The organism is Shewanella sp. 10N.286.54.B9, assembly GCF_041468565.1.
Classification (GTDB): Bacteria; Pseudomonadota; Gammaproteobacteria; order Enterobacterales; family Shewanellaceae; genus Shewanella.
On record NZ_JBFRIY010000069.1, the window covers coordinates 40860 to 63199 of the forward strand.

Here is a 22340-nt window from a genome sequence, read left to right on the forward strand (position 1 = left end):
CTTTCGAGCTTAGTTTTTGTTCGAATTCAATGCGTTTAGGGAAAGGGTTGAGTGATGATGCTTGGCGAACTAAGTGAAAAGCGATAAATGCATTGAAACGAAGCCTTAGGGCCGCGCTTCTTAGCTATTTTTACTGGGTTATAGGTTATTTGTGTAGAATGGCTAAATCGCATAGCCTACACCTTGTTAAAATAGCTAATAAACTGCGGCAAAAACAACCATCAAAGATAAACAGCCTCTAGTGGTTTAATCTCAGTTCTTGTCGGTGCTCACGCTTGTGCAAGTTATTACAGCTTAAGCATCGCTGTTCGAGAGGATTTGCAGCTAAAAGCTCCGCTTCGATATTCTCTTCACAGTCAGAGCACACCCCATACAAACCAATTTCCAGTTGGCAACGAGCAGCGTCTAGTTGCATCAACTTGAAAAATAATGGATGGTCACATAAATGAGCTTGGGTCATTATCTCGATAAGCTCACACAGGGAATAATTATGCTGATCCATTAGCTTGGCTTGCAACTCTGGGTGCGCACCAATCTTCTGCCTTAATTCCAATTCAATATCGGAAAGGGTTTGTTTGATTTGGTTCGTACTCACGGTTCTGCCTACAATTATTGATTTCACGGTTTACCAGTCTAAACGCGTTACAATTGCAGGTAATGACTAAGATCAAATCTGCAGCCATTATTACTAATAATTACCAATTATTCTGTTAATCAAATTGTTGATGGTACAGATTGGTATTAGCTGTTTGCAGAATATTAATAATTTCTTCAGCAGTCTTAAAGATCCGAAGCTCACGAAATAGCGTATCAGCCTCAGGATATTGGCGATTGAGGTAGTTAAACCACTGTTTAATTCGAGCTGGGTAATAGGTGCTTTTGCGGCCGACAAGTTCGCGATTGGTGTATTCAAGCATCAGTGCTAATGACTGTTGCCATGTATAGGGTGTCTCGCCTTTAATACTGGCAGCCAAGTTAGGTAACGATATGGCGCCGCGACCAACCATGATGCTGTCACAACCAGTCACCTCCATACAACGACGTGCGTCATCGGCGTTCCATATCTCACCATTGGCAATCACGGGAATAGGAAGCTTGGCATTAATATCAGTGATGTACTCCCAGTAGGCCGGCGGTTTATAGCCATCAACTTTACTTCTTGCGTGTACAGCAAGCTCACTTGCACCGGCTTCATATATCGCTTGTGCATTTTCCATATAGAGTGATTTATCGTTAAAGCCAAGGCGGATTTTAGCTGTGACTGCATGTTGTTCAGGCACTGCATCGCGCATAGCCTTAACCACGTTATAGAGCTGTTCAGGGTATTGCAGCATAACTGCGCCACCATTGCTGCGATTAACCATTTTAGCGGGGCAGCCAAAATTTACATCGACACCTTTTGAGCCCATCTCGATCGCTCTAATAGCATTTTCTGCCATCCAACCAGGCTCCTGGCCAAGTAATTGCACTCTTACGGGAGTGCCGGAAACTGTCTCTCCATTGGTTTTAAGCTCAGGACAGATCCGGTAAAACACTTTTTCAGGCAACAGCTGGTCAACAACCCGCACAAATTCGGTCACCATTAAATCATAGGGATTAATGGCTGAAAGAATTTCACGCATTAAATCATCAACAACACCTTCCATAGGCGCCAAAATTACTCGCACAGAACAGTTCACTCAATAAGTTTAAAAAGGCGCTGCATTCTACATCATGCGGTCAGTGGTACCAAACGAAAGCGAGTTTTGTATGAAAGGAAATCAAAAAATAACGTACTACAACTGGGGTGTTTGTTTTGTGTGGCTCGTGTTGGTCACAAATATAGCCATTTGTTATGGTTTTTATATGCAAATTATAACGAAAACAGCCACCAAACTGTGACTAATAGATATAAACAAGGTTGCGCTATCAGCTTTTATGAGCCATAAATGTGATAGATGTATAAAAAATTGAAATTTATTTGTTGCTGTTCAGGTCTCTTTAAGCAAGCCAGCAAAATACATTGTTGGTAACCGAAATACTGTAGATTAAATCAAGAAGGAAGATATTATGAAACTAGTTAATAAGACTGCTGTAACTGTTGCTGTTGGTGCTGTTGTACTTGGAAGCTCTTTGGCTGCATCTGTTCAAGCAAGCCCATTTGGTTTTAGTGAAATGCAAGCCGGTTACCAGTTAGTTGAAGGCGAAGGTAAGTGTGGCGAAGGTAAATGCGGCGCTGACAAAAAGAAAGCCAAAGAAGGTAAGTGTGGCGAAGGTAAGTGTGGCGAAGATAAAATGAAAGCCAAAGAAGGTAAGTGTGGCGAAGGTAAATGTGGCGAAGATAAAATGAAAGCCAAAGAAGGCAAGTGCGGCGAAGGTAAATGTGGCGGTGACAAAGCTAAGTCAAAAGCCAAAGAAGGTAAGTGTGGCGAAGGTAAGTGCGGTGGCGACAAGAAAGCTAAGAAAGAAGGCAAGTGTGGTGAAGGTAAATGTGGTGGTGCTAAGTAAGCTTTCTACATAGTAAAACGGGGTCAGCGTTTGCTGGCCCTATTTGTTAATTTTAGCCAATAATTGACGGGCGAGCGGTATGACAAATAAAGGACAAGTGGGTCTTGGCTTAAGACGAGAAATGTTGGATGAATTTTGCCAAGCAGTCCCCGCTGGCATTGATTTTTTTGAAGTGGCACCTGAAAATTGGATGACGCTGGGTGGTAAGTTTGGTCGTCAATTTCGAGCATTAACCGAAAAGCATGAGTTTTATTGTCATGGTCTTTCGCTATCAATAGGTAGTCCGGCACCGCTTGATGTGCAGTTTGTCAAAAACGTCAAAAACTTTCTTGATCAACATCAGATAAAAAATTACTCAGAGCATTTGAGCTATTGTTCTGGCTCCGGGCATATGTATGACTTAATGCCAATTCCGTTTACAGGTGAAGCGGTGCGTCATGTGGCGCAGCGGGTCAAGCAAGTAGAAGATATTATTGAGCGACCACTTATTTTAGAGAATGTTTCTTTTTATGCCGCCCCAGGTGCTGAGATGTCTGAGTTAGAGTTCGTCAGGGCTGTTTTGCAAGAGGCTGATTGTAAGATGCTGCTGGACGTTAATAATATCTATGTTAATTCTATTAACCATCAATATGACGCACTTGAATATTTAAAAGCGATGCCAACGGATAGGATCCAGTATTTGCATATCGCTGGTCACTATGAAGAAGCTGAAGATTTAATGGTTGATACCCATGGTGCAGACATCATTGATCCTGTATGGAAATTGCTTGATGCGTGCCATCAATATCACGGTGTTTTTCCAACGCTTTTAGAGCGAGATTTTAATATTCCTGCGACCAGTGAGTTAATGCTTGAGATTAATCAGATCCATGACTATCAAAATCGGCATATCGCTAGTTTAAAAAGGAGTGCTTGATGAGTTTTATCGAAACCCAGCAAAGCTTCATGGATTACATTAAAGATCCATCAAACCCGTTACCAGAGGGGATAGAAGCTCGACGAATGAAAATTTATCGAGAACTTTTTTTTAATAATGTTGATGGATTTGTCTCTAATGCTTTTCCAGTATTGAAGAGTTTATACAGCGAACAAGACTGGCAGCAAAGAGTACAGCAATTTTTTGTTGGGCATGATTGTCACACACCGATATTTATTGAAATAGCTCAAGAATTTTTGCTGTTTTTACAAACTGAATATACAGCTACAGAGCAAGATCCTCCGTTTATGTTGGAGCTGGCGCACTATGAATGGCTTGAACTCGTGGTGGCAGTGGCTCAAGACAACCCTCAGCAGAAACTCATTAATGCGGCAAATACTAGCGCCATTACAGCAATGGCATTAAGTGTTTCCTCTACATCACAAATTGCCCAATATACATTCGATGTGCAGCATATTAGTGAAGATTATCGTCCTGATTCGCCCACCGAAGCACCACAGTTTTTCTGCATTTACGCTGATTTCGATGATGAAGTGAGTTTTTTACAGCTTAATCCGTTAACTGCGCAGGTGTTAGCATACATGTCGCAATTTGAGTCAGTGCAATATTCTGAGCTAATTAATTGGCTATTAGGTACTTTTACTAATATGGAACCTGAGATTTTGCAGCAAGGTTGCACAGAACTTTTACTTCAATTGAGTACTAAAGGGATTATTCGCCAGTTTATTGGTCAATAAGCTTTCTATCGGCGTGATGAAACTCTATAATGGCGCAGAAAATTGATCTAGATCAATAAATGTCGTTAACAACAGTCGTAGAGGAAGTCATGAGTCAGCCGTTTAAAGACCCATTTAACATTGTTTATTTTATTGGTTTTATCCTAGTAATGTTGTTGCCGACATTGCCAGCAAGTTTGTCTTGGTTAAAGGTGATGGGGCTAATTTAAGCTCACTTTCATTGTTGCTGAGGTATACTAGCCACTCTTTATGAGTGGCTTTTTGTTTTTAGGTGATTTGATGGCGTTAAAACGTGGTTTCTTTTTGTTGGCAGGTCTTTGCAGTTTGGCATTAGGCTTGATTGGTATTTTGTTACCTATACTGCCAACCGTGCCGTTTATATTATTGGCTGCGTACTGCTTTGCTAGGTCCAGTGATAGGCTTTATCAGTGGTTAATGACTCACCCATGGTTTTCTGAAGCGCTGCGAGATTGGCAAGCCAAGGGCGCGATTAAAAAAGGCTTAAAGAAGAAGGCATACATTGTTAGTAGCCTCAGTTTTGTTGTCAGTATCGCTATTGTACCGTTGATCTGGGTAAAAGTGATGCTGGCATGTATCGGTACAGGACTGATTGTTTACTTAAGAAGTATCCCCGAGATTGAAGATTAATCTCGTGACTGTATTGTTGCATCGTACTGAATATAAAAGTTAAATCATTACCCTATGAATAGCTTATTGTGAGGGTGAACAATAGTTGCAACAAATAGCGCTGTTAAAGGCAACACTTCTGGCGATCCATTGTTGCAACTGGCGATAAAGCGGCTTAAGCTTTATGCCGATTTTTACACTTCGATGACAATCTGCCTACGAGTAACTTTGGCATTTGTCAGCAAAACTAAATTAGATAAAGTAAATAATTATGGTAATGAATACTGACAGCTTGGCACTAATAAAGAACAGCATTAAAACCATCCCTAACTACCCTAAAGAGGGTATTTTATTTAGAGATGTGACCAGTTTATTAGAAGATCCACAAGCGTATAAACTTACAATTGGTCTTTTAGTTGAACACTATAAGGAGCAAGGTTTTACTAAAGTTGTCGGCACTGAAGCCCGTGGTTTCTTATTTGGCGCACCTTTAGCACTAGAGTTAGGTATAGGTTTTGTGCCGGTACGTAAGCCTGGCAAGCTACCAAGAGAGACTATCTCAGAAAGTTACGAGCTAGAGTATGGTCACGATGTGTTAGAAATTCACGTTGATGCCATTACCAGCGAAGACAAAGTATTGGTTGTTGATGATCTATTAGCAACAGGCGGCACCATAGAAGCGACTGTTAAGCTTATCCGTAAACTTGGCGGACAAGTTAACCATGCTGCTTTTGTTATCTCATTACCAGAGCTTGGTGGAGAGAAGCGACTCGAGACCATGGATCTTGAGTTATTGAGCTTATGTGAATTTGAAGGCGAATAATCAGCCTAATAAGCTTGGTTAAGGTGAATTAATCACCGTCAAACCGCTCCTTGGACGCTTGAGATAGCATGTAAAACCTTTGCATGCTATTGTTCAAATAAGTCGAGGAGCGTGCTCCCGTAATCATATTCATGACACGTTGGGGAGTTCCATGTCATATCAGGTGTTGGCCAGAAAGTGGCGCCCTGCCAAATTTGAGCAAATGGTTGGTCAGTCGCATGTTTTACATGCATTAACCAATGCGCTCACTCAGCAAAGATTGCACCATGCTTATCTATTTTCTGGCACACGCGGGGTGGGTAAAACCAGTCTTGCACGTCTTTTCGCCAAAGGCTTAAATTGTGAACAAGGTGTCACAGCGACGCCGTGTGGTCAGTGTTCAGCGTGTGTAGAGATCGCAGAAGGGCGGTTTGTCGATCTTATAGAGGTTGATGCAGCGTCGCGCACCAAAGTTGATGATACCCGAGAGCTTCTTGATAATGTTCAGTATCGTCCTAGCCGTGGTCGTTACAAAGTCTACCTGATTGATGAAGTGCATATGCTGTCTCGCAGCAGTTTTAATGCACTGCTCAAAACGCTTGAAGAGCCGCCAGAGCATGTAAAGTTTCTGCTGGCGACAACCGACCCCCAACGTTTACCGGTAACGGTATTGTCGCGTTGCTTGCAGTTTAATTTGAAAAGCCTAACTCAAGACGAAATCAGTGTTCAGTTAGCCAATGTGTTAACCGCGGAATCGCTAGAGTTTGAAGCTTCAGCATTAACGCTACTAGCAAAAGCCGCCAATGGCAGTATGCGTGATGCATTGAGTTTGACCGATCAGGCAATAGCATTTGGTGCAGGGCAAGTGAAACTTGAGTTGGTGCAAACCATGCTTGGTAGCATTGATGAAAAGCAGGTTATTGCCCTGCTTGAAGCACTCGCAAAAGCTGACGTTATGGCACTGATGCAAGTCAGCGCCGGCGTATTGTCCTTTGGCGCTGAACCTGAAGAGGTATTACGCAGCTTATTAGAGCTGCTGCATCAAATTACTTTGACCCAATTTGCTCCCGCCGCGGCACAAATGTCGCTTTATAGTGAGCAGATAAAAGCATTTGCACAGCAGCTATCACCGGAGCAGGTGCAACTGTATTACCAGCTGTTACTGACTGGGCGTAAAGACTTACCTCATGCGCCAGACCCTAAATCTGGGCTAGAGATGGCACTGCTGAGAGCCGTTACATTTGTGCCAGAGCAACCTGTCAGTAAATGGGTGGCTGAAAGTCCAGCATCGATAGCTATTCCACAGGCTGCAACACCTGCAATAACACAGTCATCTGAGACTCCTGAGCCGCAAGTCAAAGCTGCGCCCACTGAAGATACTGCGGAAAAAAAAACAGTTTTAACTGCTAATAAACCCAATGTGGAACAGCCGAGCCAAGACTCTGCTGTAGCAAGTAAGCCAGAAGCTAAGTTAGCAGCCAATAAGCCTTGCACTGAGGCGCCAGTATCCAGCACGCTTGAGAGTATGAACAGCGAAATGGCGGTTATACTCAGTCAAGCACAGAGCCAAGGGTTTTCAAGCTCAGACAAATTTGAGACTAAAAACCTGAGCACAGAGCCGACCCCGAACGGCGATAAACCGTCTGATACAAAACAAGACTCAATAGAGGCTGCCTCCGGTGCAGCAACATCAAGTCATACCGCTGAGCAAATGCCAGAGTCAAGCGATACAACTTCAAGCATAAATAGTGCAGCCGTCGACAATACTAGTAATAAGTCGGAACATCAGGCTAATGCTATTCAAGATAGCCAATTTGCTGGTGAAGATGATCTTGCTGCATATTCGCAGTACGCGGGCGCATACGATACCGACATCGATAGCAATGATTTTGACTTTGCACCAGAGCAGTCCGAACCTTTAGCGCAAGAGTTCACCGACAGCAGACAAAACGTCGCGCAGTCAGCAGCAATAGTGACTTCACAAGCGCCTAGTCAGCTAACAAGTCAAACCAGCGTAGCTGCTAGCTCAGCAAGTGACGACATCCTAGATGCTGTATTAGCCGCTAGAGATTCATTACTCGACGGAATCGGTGAAGAAGATCCTCAGGAGAGTTCAGCAAAAAAGTCCGTGGCTGAGCGAAAACCTTTTGCGCCCCCAGTTAGAAAACCTAAAGCTGAACCTGAAATAGATAATAGTAATCCTGCAACAATTGGCGCTAGCAGCGATCAACCGCAGGAAAATACAGAAGCCGCGAATGTAGACAGCCAAGAGGCTATTGACAGGCCACCTTGGGAAGAACCTCACGCGCAAGATCCAACGCCTAGGTTCGAAGACGTAGCAGCAGAGAATGTTGCAGACAATGCTGTCGAAAAAACTCATGACTATGTCGTTGAAGAGATTAAGCAAACAGCTCAGCCGCAAAATGATGCACAGCAGCAGGGCGATAAGCCGTCAGTTACATCGGTTGATTCAACTTCAGTTCAGGATGTTGAGTTAAACTTACCGACACTACCCAGTGGTGAGATAACTGGTAACGATATCGACCTTAAATGGTATCGTTTCATGGCAGACCTTGAAGTGGGCGGCCGCGTCAGGCAGCTCGCGGTGAACTCTGTTTGTCACCAGTTTGAACAGCCTTTGTCATTATTGCTCAAACCGGATCAAAAGCATCTAGGTGCCGATGTGGCAATTAAGCAACTAGAAGAGGCGATGAGTAAAGCTCTGGGAGAGCCAAGTGAAGTGCGGATCTCTGTTGGAGTCGACAGCTCGCGAGAGACACCTCTTGAGGTGCGACGCCGTTTTCATAAAGAGATATTAGCGCAAGCGCATCATGGCATGATTACCGATGATAATGTGCGCTGGTTAAGCGAACATATGGGCGCACAGTTGACGCCTGACTCACTATCTTATGCGCCAGAATTACTGGTTAGTAAGGGAAAATCGATAGAATTGGTCGATATGTCGAACTTTAAGCGGTTACCTGAGTCATAATTTTACAATTGAAATTTCAGCTTTCATTGCTAATCGTTCTATATTTAGTAAGATTAGCGCAGTTTATTTGTTGTGATAAATAATAGAAGAGAATCAGAGTATGTTTGGAAAAGGCGGTATGGGCAACTTGATGAAGCAAGCCCAGCAGATGCAAGACAAAATGGCTAAAGTGCAAGAAGAGATTGCACGCATGGAAGTGACTGGCGAAGCCGGTGCTGGCCTAGTAAAAGTCACCATGACAGGTTCTCACAGTGTGCGCAAAGTCGACATTGATGCAAGCTTGCTTGAAGACGACAAAGAGATGCTAGAAGATCTTATCGCAGCTGCATGTAACGATGCTGCGCGTCGCGTTGAAGAGAATCAAAAAGACAAAATGGCTGAAGTGACTGGCGGAATGCAGCTTCCACCAGGCATGAAGATGCCGTTCTAAGGCAAAGTTTATTGGCTGCTAATTGCAGTCAAGATGTGTCTGTTGAAGTTAAGAGCCCAATTTAGATTGGGCTTTTTTGTGGTTGTTTCATAGGCGCTTGGCAATAGAGGGCACTCGCTTGCTGTGAATTTAGCTGCTGTAGCATTTTTCTATGTTAATATTCGCGACTCATTTGTTTGGGTGTGCGCAAGGCTTTAACGTCGTCAGTGTCACTTCAAAATTAATATTATTATTTTAGGCTGCTAACTGCCTTGCTATACGGAATGTTAAATGAAATTTAGTCCACTTGTTGATGAGCTCATCCAATCACTTAAATGCCTTCCGGGCGTGGGGCCTAAATCTGCGCAGCGTATGGCGTTTCAGCTGTTAGAGCGTGACCGCAAAGCGGGCGCTAAACTGGCCGAATCATTAGGACGTGCGATGTCGGAAGTGGGTCACTGCCAGTCTTGTCGTACATTCACCGAAGAGACCTATTGCCCAATTTGTGTTAGCACTAAACGCGGTCATTCTAGTGTGATTTGTGTGGTGGAAACGCCCGCTGATGTATTGGCTATTGAGGCGGGAGGGCATTATTCTGGGCGCTATTTTGTCTTGCTTGGGCATTTGTCGCCGCTTGATGGCGTTGGTCCTGAAGAGTTAGGGCTAGAGTTATTAGAAAATCACTTAGCGTCAGGGGATGTCAGCGAATTAATTTTGGCGACAAATCCAACCGTTGAAGGTGACGCGACCGCGCACTATATTGCCGATATGGCAAAGAATCATCAGCTTGCCGTGAGCCGCATTGCCCATGGGGTGCCGGTTGGCGGCGAGCTTGAATATGTAGATAGCACCACTTTGGCGCTATCTTTTAATGGACGCTTGCCGATCTAGTCCGTGTTTACGATGCATGTCGTCTTTTTGAAATCCAGTTAATGGCAACGCCTTAGCTGGTTTTTTTTTGCGCAATTGAAATCAATGATCCGCTTTCCCCTTGAAAAGCCATTTTATAGCCCCATTTCTAGTACAAGCTCAACTTAAACCGAATTTTAAAGGGAACATTTTATGTCACAACAAGAGACACATGGCTTTCAAACTGAAGTCAAACAACTACTACATTTGATGATCCACTCTTTGTATTCAAACAAAGAAATTTTCCTACGCGAATTAGTTTCTAACGCTGCCGATGCGGCGGACAAGCTACGTTATGAAGCACTAACCAATAACGACCTCTATGAAGGTGAAGGCGAGCTACGTGTTCGCATCAGTGCTGATAAAGAAAAAGGCACGGTGACCATTTCTGATAATGGGATCGGTATGACCCGTGACGGTGTCATTGAACACTTAGGTACGATTGCTAAATCAGGCACTGCGGATTTCTTCAAAAACCTATCTGGCGATGATTCAAAAGACTCGCAATTAATTGGTCAGTTTGGTGTTGGTTTCTACTCAGCTTTTATCGTTGCTGATAAAGTAACTGTTCGCACCCGTGCAGCCGGTCATAGCAGTGATGAAGGTGTGTTGTGGGAGTCTGCTGGTGAAGGTGACTTCACGGTTGAGACTATCTCTAAGCAGAGCCGTGGAACTGAAATTACCCTGCATCTTCGTGACGATGAAAAAGAGTTTGCAGATGATTACCGTCTACGCTCTATTGTGACTAAGTATTCAGATCATATCTCTGTAGCGGTTGAGATGTTTGAAGAGGGTACGCCTGCAGTTGAAGCAACTGAAGACAGTAAAGCTGTTGCTGCAACCGAAGGCAGCTGGAAGCCAATGAACAAGGCGACTGCACTTTGGACTCGTAACAAGAGCGACGTATCTGACGAAGAGTACCAAGAATTTTATAAGCATATTTCTCACGATTATACCGATCCACTATTGTGGAGCCACAACCGTGTTGAAGGTAAGCAAGAATACACTAGCTTGCTTTATATCCCTGCTAAAGCGCCATTTGATATGTGGAACCGTGACCGTAAGCATGGCCTAAAACTGTTTGTACAACGTGTATTCGTGATGGATGACGCTGAACAGTTTATGCCTAGCTACCTGCGCTTTGTGCAAGGTTTAATCGACTCAAATGATCTGCCACTTAACGTGTCCCGTGAAATTTTGCAGGACAACAAGGTGACGACATCACTGCGCACAGCCGTGACTAAACGTGTACTGGGCATGCTAGAAAAACTGGCTAAGAATGATGCTGAAAAGTACCTGTCTTTCTGGGCTGAATTTGGCCAAGTATTGAAAGAAGGTCCTGCTGAAGATTTCGCTAACAAAGAACGTGTTGCAGGTTTACTGCGCTTTGCATCTACGCATACAGGGGAAGCGACTCCAAGTGTTTCACTCGCTGACTACATTGAGCGTATGCAAGAAGGGCAAACTAAGATCTACTACATCGTAGCAGATAGCCATGAAGCGGCGGCAAATAGCCCGCACTTAGAAGTGCTTCGTAAGAAAGGCATTGAAGTGTTGTTAATGTCAGAGCGCATCGATGAGTGGCTAATTAACCACCTTACCGAGTTTGATGGTAAGCAGATGCATTCAGTGACTCGTGGCGATTTGGAACTTGGTGAGCTTGAAGATGCTGGCGAGAAAGAAGCGCAAGAAAAGCTGGAAACAGAATCTGAAGGCCTAGTTAAGCGCGTTAAAGACAGCTTAGGTGATAAAGTCTCAGAGGTTAAGGTGACAACGCGTCTCACTGATACTCCTGCGTGTGTTGTCGCTGGTGAAGGCGAAATGTCGACACAAATGATCAAGCTTATGCAAGCGGCAGGTCAAGACGTGCCAGAGCCTAAGCCGACATTTGAGCTGAATCCTGAGCATCCACTGGTTGCCCGTCTTAATGATGAGCAAGATGAACAAGCATTTGCACAATGGTCAGATCTATTGTTGCAACAAGCATTGTTGTCAGAAAAAGGCAGCCTTGCCGACCCATCAGCATTTATTAAGCTGATGAACCAAATGCTGCTTTCTAGCGTTAAGTAACAGCACGCTATAATTAGAGAGGCAGTCAATCTGCCTCTTTTTTTATGGATCTTTTAAGGGCTAGGGGAAAGTGATGCAAAATATTCTAGAACTGACTAAAGAAAACATTCAGCAAGTTGTCGATGCTTCGATGGAGCAGGTTATTGTGCTGGCATTTTGGGCGAGCCAAAACCCTGAAAGTTTAGCATTAATGCAAACGTTGGAAACGCTGTCGCAACAGCAGGCAGGTCGTTTTGTGCTTGCAAAAGTTAACTGCGAAGCTGAAATGGAGATTGCCAACTATTTCCAGATCCAAAACTTGCCAACCACCTTAGTGTTACATGAAGGTAAACCGGTAGATGGCTTTGCGGGTGTGCAAGATGCAGCGCAGATAAGCGAAATGCTTGATAAACATCTTCCAGCCGAGTGGCAGTTAAAGCTCAATCAAGCACGGGTATTTTTATCAGAGCAAAATGCCATTGCTGCTTTGCCACTGTTAAAAGATGCCTATGCCGAGCAAGCGATTGCTGAGATAGCGCTGGCGTTAGCGGATGTTTACTTATCGCTTGGCGCGCTTGAAGATGCCAAAGCCTTGCTCGATAGTGTCGGCCTTGCCGATCAAGACAGCTACTACCAAAGCTTAAAGGCAAAGTTAGCATTGGCACTTGATGCTGCTGATACGCCGGAGATCAGGAAGCTACAAGCAGACTTCGACCAAGCACCAAATGACATGGCGACATTGCTTGAGCTTGCAAAAGCACTGCACCAAGCAAAACGTAATGATGAAGCGCTAGAGCTGCTGTTTACGCCTCTGCAAAAAGATGTGGCTGCGTTAGATGGCAAGGTCAAAGGATTATTTTTAGAGATCTTAACCGCACTAGGGCAGGGAAACAGTCTAGCTAATCAGTATCGACGTAAACTTTACACCTTACTTTACTGATAAAGGTCAATATCACGACTTATTTGCGCTGACTGAGGCTAAAGTCGAAGGTAAATCGCTTCAAAATGGCGGCTATTTATGCGAAAATCGCCGCCCTAAACATAATAATACCAATCGCGTGACCACACTTTAGACATTTGTCTGCGTTAGAGGTTGGTATAACAATGCGAAATAAGAGGAAGATTGAGATGCGCATTATGCTATTAGGTGCCCCTGGTGCCGGTAAAGGTACCCAAGCCCAATTCATCATGGAAAAGTACGGTATTCCTCAAATTTCAACGGGTGACATGCTGCGCGCTGCAGTAAAAGCGGGCACACCACTTGGCTTAGAAGCTAAAAAAGTGATGGACGCAGGTCAACTGGTTTCTGACGAGTTAATTATTGGCCTTGTGAAAGAGCGTGTTGCACAAGATGATTGCGCTAAAGGTTTCCTACTTGATGGTTTCCCACGCACAATTCCGCAAGCTGATGCGATGGCTGCTGGTGGCATTGCTATCGATCACGTTGTTGAAATTGACGTGCCAGACGAAGAGATTGTTAAGCGAATGGGCGGCCGTCGTGTTCACCCTGGTTCTGGTCGTGTTTATCATATTGTTTTCAATCAACCAAAGGTTGAAGGTAAAGATGATGTAACCGGTGAAGATCTGGCTATTCGTCCAGATGACGAAGAAACAACAGTACGCAAGCGTCTAGATATTTACCATGAGCAAACTAAGCCATTGGTTGAATACTACGGTAAAGTTGCAGCTAAAGGCGAAGCGACATACAACAAGTTCGACGGTACACAAACCGTTGCTAAAGTTAGCGAAGAGATCGTTGCTGCACTTAGCTAAATTTACACAAAATTCTAATGTGTTTATGAGCTAGTTCTCATATTTAATAAAGCCCATGTAAGTGGGCTTTTTTTATGCTTTTTCCAATGATAGCCTGACGCAGAATATCTTGGTTAAAAGAGAGAAAACGTGAACCACACAGCCTCCCCATTCGGTGTTTTATTGGTTAACCTTGGCACGCCTGATTCCCCAACCGCGCCAGATGTTAAAAAGTTCCTAAAGCAGTTTCTTAGCGACCCCCGAGTTGTCGATATCTCTCCTTGGATCTGGAAACCGATCCTCAATGGCATCATTTTAAATACCCGCCCAGCCAAAGTCGCCAAACTTTATGAGTCTATCTGGTGGGATAACGGTTCACCGTTGATGGTGATCAGCCAGCAACAACGCGACAAATTAGCGCAATCTTTACAAACGAATTTGGGTTTCAATGTACCTGTTGAACTTGGCATGAGCTACGGTAATCCTTCGTTAGAATCAGGCCTTAATAAGCTAAAAGCCCAAGGCGTGAGTAAGATTTTTGTGTTGCCATTGTATGCACAGTACTCTTGCTCAACCGTTGCACCAGTATTTGACGCGATTAGCGATCTGCATAAAGCTAAGCGCGATTTCCCAGAGCTACGGATCAACAAAGAATACTATGCACACCCGGCATATATTGCCGCGCTAGCTGAGTCAGTCAAACAACATTGGACGGATAAAGGCCGAGGCGATGTATTGCTCATGTCCTTTCACGGCGTGCCAGTTCGTTATGTGACGGAAGGTGATCCCTATCAAATGCAGTGTCAGAGAACTGCTGAGCTGCTAGCCGAGTCATTAGGTTTAACGGCTGAGCAATGGCGGATCTGTTTCCAGTCGCAATTTGGTAAAGAGGAATGGCTAACACCAGCAACGGATCAATTACTGGAGTCACTACCTGGTCAGGGGATTAAATCCGTTGATATTATGTGTCCGGCATTTTCATCAGACTGCTTAGAAACACTGGAAGAGATCTCGCAGGAGGGTAAAGATAGTTTCATATCAGCGGGCGGAGAGCGCTACGAATTTATTGGCTGTTTAAATGATTCAGACGGCCATATTGAACTATTACAGCAAATAGTTAAGCAACAAACCTTAGGTTGGTGCTAAATTTAATGGCTAGTCAGTGATTTCAACTGGCGAAAGAGGCTGGGTATGGTAGAATTCCCCGCCTTTTTTGTCTCTGCTTATGATTTAGCACTTAGCGTGTGTGGTCATGGTTAATTTGTGAGACACGTTAGCATTTTAGGCTGCTAGAATTTTAAAACCATGAGTTATTTGTTAAAGCTAAGCGCAATAACTTGTGATTACTTACCCGTATAATTATCTTTTGCATGGATGCCGAATGAAAGAGAGCTCAATATGAAGTTTCCAGGTCAGCGTAAGTCTAAACATTATTTTCCAGTTAAAAACCGTGATCCGCTATTAGCACAGTTGATCCAGCAGCCTCAGCCAATTTCTACTTATGTGTCTGGTATCGACCAAACATTAGTAGATATTGAAGCCAAAGTGGAAGATGAGTTACTCAGTCGCTATGAGTTACCCAAGGGTAATTCGACTTTGATAGATGATGACAAGGCACATGCTTTGTATAACGAATTAAAAGATCGTGAACTTGTCAGTGACGAGTTTGCGGGTGGAACTATCGGTAACACAGTACACAATTACTCAATTTTAGCCGATGACCGTTCTGTCCTGTTTGGCGTTATGAGCCGAAACATCGAGATTGGTAGCTACGCCTATCGCTACCTTTGCAACACGTCATCAAAAGTCGACTTGAACCAACTGCAGCCTGTTGCTGGACCTATTGGCCGTTGTTTCACTTTGATTTCAGAATGCGGCGAGCGCACTTTTGCTATCAGCAAAGGCTCCATGGATAAACTGACACCAGAGTATATCGATAAAGATATTGTTCAAGGTGGTTCAGCGCTGATCTTAACGGCATATTTAATGCGCGCCAGTGGTGAAGACAAAATCACCGAAGCCGCGATGAAAGCAATTGAATACGCTAAAGCGGCTGAAGTACCAGTAGTCCTTACTTTAGGTACGCGTTTCTTAATTGAAGAAGATCCTAAATGGTGGCAGAACTTTATTGCTGAGCACGTTACGATTCTGGCAATGAATGAAGATGAAGGCGAAGCATTAACGGGCTTTAAAGATCCGCTACAAGCCTGTGAAGCGGCTTTAGAGTGGTGTGACATGGTGTTAACTACGGCAGGGCCTTTAGGGCTTTATACCGCAGGTTACACTGAAGACTCTGAAAAGCGTGAAACCAGTCATACCTTGCTACCTGGCGCTATTCCTGAGTTTAACCGCTATGAGTTTTCTAGACCTAAGCTGAAAGCTGATTGTGAGTCGCCGCTTAAAGTGTACGCGCATATTTCACCGTATATGGGCGGACCTGAAAAAATCCGTAACACTAATGGTGCTGGAGACGGAGCATTAGCGGCGTTATTGCATGATCTAGCGTCTAATCGATTCCATAAAACCAATGTGCCGGGCTCAAGTAAGCATAACCGTGACGGTCTATGCTACTCGTCATTCTCGCAAATCTGTAAGTACGCTAACCGTGTCGCTTATGAAGTACTGGCGCAGCACAGCCCAAGATTATCACGCGGCTTACCAGAGCGTGAAGATAGCCTAGAAGAGTCATACTGGGAAAGATAATTACAGCACCTTTTAAGCGGGCTGTGAGAGAAGCATAACTTGATTATCAAGTTATGCTTTTTTTTCGCTACAATTAGTATGTTGCTCAATCAAGCTCTGCCTTATACCAATCAGTATAAAGATTTGATCGCTCCGCGAGAGTTTCGCGGCTTTGAGGTAAGGGCATTAAATACTCCTCGGTAACTGCTCCTGCGTTACTCTCGATAATTGCTCCTGCATTATTCTACCTTCGACCATCCTTGGCCTCGTACCTCCTATATCTGACCTCCAAGGAGGGAATGCCTTAAGCATGTCAGGAACATGCTAGGTCATGTGGTTCGCAATAAAGGAAGGACATAGTTATTCTAAGTTCAAGTTCATTAACGCAGCATCAAAGCCGCTAAAACTCGCCTGTAAGGAGTGTTTTTGGCTTGCTACTTCGGTGTTGAATAAACTTATTAGGGAACAACCATTGTGTCATTACTTACTTTGGATTGACTGCCTTGAATTAGCGTGCCAAAAACACTCTGAGTAGATCAACTTCTTATACTGATTGGTATTACTGGTAAAGGCGGATGAAATGGTAGTCGTCAACAAAAATCAATGCTTACAGCGCTGCTAAGAATCGGCAATAAAAAAGGCGCCATCGAGGCGCCTTTCTCATGCTAAATCAATATTACTTTTCTTCAGCATGCACCTGAGCGTTAAAGCCTGGTGCAACTTTACCTGCTTGAGTGTCGTTGAAAACCTTTTCATCAAACTCATTTTCAGATTTAGCAATCACCACGGTAGCAACCGTATCACCAGTAACATTCACTGCAGTACGTACCATGTCGAGTAGTCTATCCACACCAATAATTAGTGCGATACCTTCTACTGGAAGGCCCACTTGGTTTAGTACCATTGCCAGCATGATAAGACCTACACCAGGCACACCCGCGGTACCGATTGAAGCAAGAGTTGCAGTTACTACGACCATCGCATAATCAGTAATGGTCAATTCAATACCAAATACCTGTGCAATAAATACCGTTGCTACACCTTGCATAATCGCGGTGCCATCCATGTTGATGGTCGCACCAAGAGGCAGAGTGAATGAAGCAATCTTATTATCGACACCCATACGATGCTCAGCTGTTTCAATCGTTACCGGTAAGGTTGCGTTTGAACTTGCGGTGCTGAATGCAAATAACTGTACGTCACGAATTTTACGAATAAAGGTAAATGGACTTAAACCAGAGAATACTTTCAGTAGTGTTGGGTACACAATAAAGGCATGGATAAGTAATACTCCCAAAACCACAAAGAAGTATTGCACCACACTACCAAAGGTTTCCATGCCGAGCGTTAATGCCAGTTTTGCCATCAAAGCAAATACACCGTAAGGCGCAAGTTGCATGATTAGCGTAACAACGCGCATGATAACTTCGTTAAGGTCTGTAAATAGCGCAGCAACGCGTTTTCCACGCTCACCAATATGTGAGATAGCAAAACCAAAAATAACCGCAAATATGATGATTTGAAGCATGTTGCCTTCACTCATCGCCTGCAGCGGGTTAGTTGGTACGATATTAATGATCACATCGGCCAAGCTTGGCGCCTGTTTAGCATCAAAATGCATGCTCTCAGTTACCAAGGTCGCGTGACCTGGATGAACAGCAATCGCGATGAGGATCGCCATTGAAAGTGCTATTGCGGTGGTAAAAAGATAGAACGCGATGGTTTTGCCACCGAGTCGACCCAACTTAGAGGGTTCGCTTAACGAACATGTACCACAAACTAGCGATACAAATACCAAGGGGACAACTAACATTTTCAAACTTGAGATGAAGATAGTACCGATGACATTGAGAAAGCCTTCGGTGATGTAATCTTTGATGAATTCACTTTCAGGGAAAAGATTACGAAGAAGTAACCCAAGAACAATACCCGAGAACATGCCGAGTAAAATTTTACTCGTCAACCCAAGCTTTTTTGATTTCGTAGCAGACATAGTGCTTCCTGTATAATTTTTATGCTTTTCAATTTGCGCATTAAAGCCTAGCAAGAAAGAGCCCCAGTTGAAATGGGGTTAAAGTTAAAGTTTTTGATGAAATTTAGAAATTTACTACCTTTCGTGGTAGATAAGTTGCCAGTAAATTGTGTAGTGTTGTCATCTAGGTAATCAGATAATTACCAGATATTATAATCAGAGTAACAGGGAGTCTGACAATGAAGTCAGCTTATAGTGTTTTTATTGCGTTAATATGGTCGCTTTTTCTTGTTGGTTGTGGAGGCGGTGGAAGTATATCCACTGATCCAGATAAACCAATTCCTGAGCCAGTCGATGAGATTTCAGTCGCATTGGTTATTTCACATACAAAAATAAATGCCGAAAGTCCGGCTGAAATAACTGCAACCGCTAAAAGTAGCTTAAATGGCCTTTTAGCAAACACCTTAGTCACTTTTACATTAAGTGATTCTACTCTTGGCGCATTTGACCCTGCAACGGGTACAGTACTTACAAATAGTGATGGCATTGCGACTATTGAGCTTGCCACATTAAACGTAAAGGGTGCAGGAACAGTATCTGCAAGTGTTTTGGGTATGACCGAATCACAAACACCTGTTGGTTTCGAAATGGAAGGCGATGGTGGAGACGCTGAAAATGGTAATCTGTTAACTTTAGTGCTGACGGATAGTAATGGCGTAGAAATTAACAAAATCAGTCAGGCACAGCCTGGGACTGTACATGCGACCTACACTAATGCTTCAAATGAAGCGATAACTAATCAGGTCGTCACTTTCACTTCTTCGCTAGGTCAGCTCTCACCTGAATCAGGAACAGCTTTGACCAATGAAAATGGGGTCGCATCTTTATCTATAACGGCCGGACAAGTCGAGGGTGCAGCTAATATCACTGCAACTGTGGGTGAATTAACCCAAATGCTAGGCTTCACAACAGAAGGCGATGAAGTCATTGTTAAACCTATCGATGCTTATGGGCTTTCTTTAACTATTGTTGACTCATCGAATGCGGAACTAAGGGAAATTTCTAATTCTACGCCTGGGCAAGTTATCGCGACATTAACCCAAGACGGTCAAAATGCATCTTTTGAAACAATAGCTTTTAAAGTTACGGGTGAAGGAAATATTAACCCTTCTTCTGGGTCCGCATTGACTAATACAAGTGGCAATGCGGTGGTTAACTTAATCACTGGAGCGGTTGCTGGAGCTGGTACTATTACCGCAACATTCTCTTTAGACCAAGAATCTATCGATGTGGAGTACAACTATAGTGTTGTTGGTGATGCACCTGGTGGGGATGGAGAAGAAAATACACTTGCTATTACATTAACAAATAGCACCACAGGTGCTACGACTCATGCGATTAGTTCCGCTGAACCAGGCAGAGTGAATGTAATACTTACAGATAAAGATGGTGCACCTATTACTGGCAAAGTGATTAGTTTTAGCAGTACGCTGGGCTCATTTTTGCCGAGCAACGGTACAGCTTTAACCGATTCCATAGGCGGTGCTTCCATATTGCTTTCTGCGGGCAGCATTGAAGGTGCGGGGGAAGTCACAGCGGTTTATGGTGATATTCTTGCCAAAGTAGGTTTTCAAACTGCTGGTGATGAAATTGATCCAGTAGAAGCAAGTCCTGAGATTGCGTTTAATATCTATGATTGTAATAACGCAGTTGGCTGGGATAAAACGCTTAAAAACTTTGAAGTGTGTGAAGTCACAGACAATATTACTAATGATAGCCCAGGCATTATTGGTGCGATTGTTACACGTTCTGGTAGTACTCAACCTTTACAACAAATATTAGTATCAACAGGCACGACTCTTGGTGCTATTAGCCCTGCATCGGGCACTGCAATTACCAATGCAGACGGTAAAGCTGTACTTGACCTCTATGCTAATGGTGATGTCGGTGCTGGTGAAGTGTCTTTAAAAGTCCAGGAGGTTACTAGTACTAAAGCATTTGAGATTGGTCGAGTTGATATAAGCCTAACGATAACGACTGAAGTTGGAGCTAATATTATTCCCGCAGGCGGTTCAACGATTGTTGAAGTAACAGTGTTTAATCCTGACGGCAGTCTATCAACAGGGCAACCTTTTCAGCTTGAGTTTACCTCTGAGTGTGTTGCTGCCAACACTGCATTTATCGATTCTCCCGTAGTCACTAATGCTGGCAAAGGTTTTGCTACATATCGTGCAGCGGGTTGTGAAGGGGCTGATTCTATCACTGTAACAGCAGTTACTGGTGGCAGTAGTGTGACAGCCTCCACTAGTGTTACTGTTGATTCAGTTTCTGTTGGAGCTATTCAATATGTATCTTCAACGCCTAAACTATTGGCGTTACGAGGTACTGGCGGTATTACTGGTGCAGGTTCAAGAAGTGAAACATCTGTCGTTAGCTTTAAATTACTCGATGAATCTAATCAACCAGCACCAAACGAACTTGTCTGTTTTGAACTAAGCAGTGATGTCGGTTCGATGACATTAACCCCATCACCATTGGCTGGTGACTATGTTAAATGTAGTAATATGCCTCAGGTTGGTGATGCAGAGTATCCTGCTGATATAACCTTACCGAATAAATATGCGGTTGGTTATACCAATGCTGCTGGCGAAGTTTCTGCTACAGTTCACTCTGGTGATGTACCTACATCGGTTAAAGTATTTGCTCTATGGTCAGAGAGCAATAGCAGCGGTCACAACGCAATTATTTCAAATACCTCAGATGAGTTGGCGGTTACCACAGGAATTGCTGACAATGATAGCTTCTCGTTATCAACTAGTGTTGGTAACCCTGAAGGGTGGAACTTTGATAATGAGAAGGTTGCGGTCAATATTTTAGCAGCAGATCATTTCAATAACCTTGTACCAGCAGGAACGACAATTACCTTTAGAACCGAAGGCGGAGCTATTGATGGTTCTTGTGTTACAGGTTCAAAAGATGATGACACTCCTAATGGAGCGTGTTCTGTTGAGTGGCGTAGCCAAGATGCTAGACCATTCAGAGGGACTGCGATCATTTGTCCAAATGGAGGTTACAATGATGGCGGATCATTGTCGACAACACCACCGTGTATAGGTAATGATTATGCACAATACTTAAACGGTATAAATTCAATCATACCCGAACCTCGTCCTGGTCGAGCAACTGTCACAGCTTATGCAATCGGTGAAGAAAGCTTCGTTGACTTAAACGGTAACGGGCTGTTTGACAGTGGTGAATTCTTCTTAGATTTATCGGAAGCATTTACCGATCATAACGAAGATGGGCGTTATCGAAATAAGGCTCGATTCGTAGGTGATGCAGAACTTGGTACAGAACCGGCTGGTTCAATAAATGAAGAGTTTATCGATTATAATGCCGACCAAGAATTTAGCGAAGGTGATGATCAATACACTGGGCTGTTATGTGCTGCAGGTGCAGAAGCAGATTGCACAGATACTGGAACCGGCAACTTCCAATCTCAACTGAATGTATTCCGTAATAGTACGATTGTTATGTCTGGTAGTGAGCCTTATCTAAGATTAGTTAATATAGATGGAGTCACGGACGTTATTTCAGAAGTTTCACCAATAGATTTAGTCGCTAATAGTACTGAAACCGTGTATCTATTTGCGTCAGACCTGAATAACAATACTTTACCTTACGGCACAACCATTTCTGCTGAGACTGATAATGGTGAGCTAACAGGTACAAAAGAGTATGAAATAGGAAGTAATCGGGCAATGATGCCTGCAGTGTTTAGTTTCTCGGTGAGTAGAGAAGCTTCACCAAACCAGAAAACGAGTGGAACATTGGTTATTACAGTAAAAACACCGAAAGGTAGCCCTGTTTCAGTTTCTGTTATCGTTAACGATGCAGGTTAAGAGCAATTTATTGTTAGTTACTTTTAGTTGGTAATAAAAAAACGGTTCCCTAGGGAACCGTTTTTTTATCTAAGGTAATGCAA

Annotated in this window: 18 protein-coding genes; 15 read left to right on the forward strand and 3 right to left on the reverse strand. The window is 43.6% G+C overall.

Going from position 1 to position 22340, the window contains the following annotated elements:
- Nucleotides 1-238: 238 nt before the first annotated feature.
- Nucleotides 239-595 (reverse strand): TraR/DksA C4-type zinc finger protein, encoded by a 357-nt coding sequence (locus AB4135_RS20070; RefSeq protein ID WP_371995203.1) that lies wholly within the window; start codon nt 593-595, stop codon nt 239-241.
- A gap of 115 nt (nt 596-710) precedes the next feature.
- Entirely contained in the window at nt 711-1667 is a 957-nt protein-coding gene (locus AB4135_RS20075; RefSeq protein WP_371995204.1) for a tRNA-dihydrouridine synthase, read from the reverse strand.
- Nucleotides 1668-2049: 382 nt separating this feature from the next.
- Between AB4135_RS20075 and AB4135_RS20080 the strand changes: the two genes are divergently transcribed.
- From AB4135_RS20080 to AB4135_RS20145, 14 genes are all read left to right on the forward strand, one after another.
- Nucleotides 2050-2487, forward strand: a complete 438-nt coding sequence (locus AB4135_RS20080) for a hypothetical protein (protein WP_371995205.1) — start codon at nt 2050-2052, stop codon at nt 2485-2487.
- A gap of 79 nt (nt 2488-2566) precedes the next feature.
- Entirely contained in the window at nt 2567-3403 is an 837-nt protein-coding gene (locus tag AB4135_RS20085) for a DUF692 domain-containing protein (protein ID WP_371995206.1), read from the forward strand.
- Nucleotides 3403-4161 (forward strand): DUF2063 domain-containing protein, encoded by a 759-nt coding sequence (locus tag AB4135_RS20090; RefSeq protein ID WP_371995207.1) that lies wholly within the window; start codon nt 3403-3405, stop codon nt 4159-4161. The genes AB4135_RS20085 and AB4135_RS20090 overlap by 1 nt, the downstream gene beginning before the upstream one ends.
- Nucleotides 4162-4220: 59 nt before the next feature.
- Nucleotides 4221-4370, forward strand: a complete 150-nt coding sequence (locus AB4135_RS20095) for a hypothetical protein (protein ID WP_020911861.1) — start codon at nt 4221-4223, stop codon at nt 4368-4370.
- 70 nt (nt 4371-4440) lie between these two features.
- Nucleotides 4441-4809, forward strand: coding sequence for a YbaN family protein (locus AB4135_RS20100; protein WP_371995208.1), 369 nt, complete (start codon nt 4441-4443; stop codon nt 4807-4809).
- Nucleotides 4810-5059: 250 nt separating this feature from the next.
- Entirely contained in the window at nt 5060-5611 is a 552-nt protein-coding gene (gene apt / locus AB4135_RS20105; RefSeq protein ID WP_371995209.1) for an adenine phosphoribosyltransferase, read from the forward strand.
- A 151-nt stretch (nt 5612-5762) separates the two neighbouring features.
- Nucleotides 5763-8582, forward strand: coding sequence for a DNA polymerase III subunit gamma/tau (gene dnaX, locus AB4135_RS20110; RefSeq protein WP_371995210.1), 2820 nt, complete (start codon nt 5763-5765; stop codon nt 8580-8582).
- Between the two features lie 100 nt (nt 8583-8682).
- Complete coding sequence (locus AB4135_RS20115) at nt 8683-9012, forward strand: YbaB/EbfC family nucleoid-associated protein (protein ID WP_020911867.1); 330 nt, start codon at nt 8683-8685, stop codon at nt 9010-9012.
- 270 nt (nt 9013-9282) lie between these two features.
- Entirely contained in the window at nt 9283-9882 is a 600-nt protein-coding gene (gene recR, locus AB4135_RS20120; RefSeq protein ID WP_371995211.1) for a recombination mediator RecR, read from the forward strand.
- 171 nt (nt 9883-10053) lie between these two features.
- Complete coding sequence (gene htpG, locus AB4135_RS20125; protein ID WP_371995212.1) at nt 10054-11970, forward strand: molecular chaperone HtpG; 1917 nt, start codon at nt 10054-10056, stop codon at nt 11968-11970.
- A gap of 73 nt (nt 11971-12043) precedes the next feature.
- Nucleotides 12044-12889 (forward strand): co-chaperone YbbN, encoded by an 846-nt coding sequence (locus AB4135_RS20130; RefSeq protein ID WP_371995213.1) that lies wholly within the window; start codon nt 12044-12046, stop codon nt 12887-12889.
- 188 nt (nt 12890-13077) lie between these two features.
- A complete protein-coding gene (adk, locus tag AB4135_RS20135) occupies nt 13078-13722 on the forward strand; it encodes an adenylate kinase (RefSeq protein ID WP_371995214.1) in 645 nt (214 codons plus the stop codon).
- 129 nt (nt 13723-13851) lie between these two features.
- The gene (gene hemH, locus AB4135_RS20140) at nt 13852-14847 is read left to right on the forward strand and encodes a ferrochelatase (RefSeq protein ID WP_371995215.1); all 996 of its coding nucleotides are present in this window, start codon (nt 13852-13854) and stop codon (nt 14845-14847) included.
- Between the two features lie 252 nt (nt 14848-15099).
- The gene (locus AB4135_RS20145; protein WP_371995216.1) at nt 15100-16404 is read left to right on the forward strand and encodes an inosine/guanosine kinase; all 1305 of its coding nucleotides are present in this window, start codon (nt 15100-15102) and stop codon (nt 16402-16404) included.
- 655 nt (nt 16405-17059) lie between these two features.
- On the opposite strand, the gene AB4135_RS20150 is transcribed toward AB4135_RS20145, so the two are convergent.
- Nucleotides 17060-18376 (reverse strand): dicarboxylate/amino acid:cation symporter, encoded by a 1317-nt coding sequence (locus tag AB4135_RS20150; RefSeq protein WP_220736281.1) that lies wholly within the window; start codon nt 18374-18376, stop codon nt 17060-17062.
- A 218-nt stretch (nt 18377-18594) separates the two neighbouring features.
- Between AB4135_RS20150 and AB4135_RS20155 the strand changes: the two genes are divergently transcribed.
- Nucleotides 18595-22257, forward strand: coding sequence for an invasin (locus AB4135_RS20155; RefSeq protein WP_371995217.1), 3663 nt, complete (start codon nt 18595-18597; stop codon nt 22255-22257).
- Nucleotides 22258-22340: the final 83 nt, after the last annotated feature.